Consider the following 746-nt stretch of genomic DNA (forward strand, 5'->3'; position numbering starts at 1 on the left):
CGCCCACCTCCGACGGCGTGCGCCACTCCCGCTCGCCGCCCTCGGGCAGCGTGTCCGTCGCCATCCAGTGCAGCGCGCGGAAGTCCGGCGCCTGCTCGAAGAGGAAGTCGGACAGCTCCAGGATGCCGGACGTGGTGAGCACCACCGACGCCTCGGCGTCCTGGATGATGGCGCGCAGGCGGGGCAGGGTGCGCTCCAGCCGCATCGGATCCGGCGGATACGCCGGCACCGCCACCGCGCCCGCGTAGAGGCAACCGAAGAAGCCCGCGATGTAGTCCAGCCCCGGCGGGTACAGGAGCAACACGCGCTCGCCCACCACGCCTCGCGCCTGCAACGCCGCGGCGATGCGCCGGGCTCGCACGTCCAGCTCGAACGCGCTCAGCACCGTCTCGTCGCCGTCGACTTCACCCAGGAACGTGTACAGCGGCGCGTGGGCTGAAGGGCCCACCGCCAGATTCAACAGGAGGCCAGGAAGGGTTCGCGAGAAGTCGGGCACGGGGGGCCGTCCAAGTGTCAGAAAAAGCGCTGACACTTCTTAGCAGCCCTTGCTCTTAAACCCGTAGGTCCCGCCGTGTTGGAACGCGTGCGCACATGCTGCGCCGCCAGCTTCCCGGGGGAGCGTCTCAGCCGCGCCCGAACAGCCCTTTCAACCACCCCCTCGCGTCGGGTGTCTGCACCGGTGCTACAGGGCGCCCCCCGCTCCTTCATGCCAAGGAGCGAGGGGATGTCCCTGAAGCCTTGCGCCG

At 69.8% G+C, this 746-nt stretch carries 1 protein-coding gene; it reads right to left on the reverse strand.

All coding sequences use genetic code 11. The features are described from left to right. Positions 1 to 448 (reverse strand): AMP-binding protein (locus tag D7X12_RS14705; protein WP_244224557.1); only part of this gene is annotated, 448 nt, incomplete at its 3' end. Between the last annotated feature and the right edge of the window lie 298 nt (positions 449 to 746).

Origin of the sequence: Corallococcus sicarius (assembly GCF_003611735.1) — a bacterium.
GTDB lineage: Bacteria > Myxococcota > Myxococcia > Myxococcales > Myxococcaceae > Corallococcus > Corallococcus sicarius.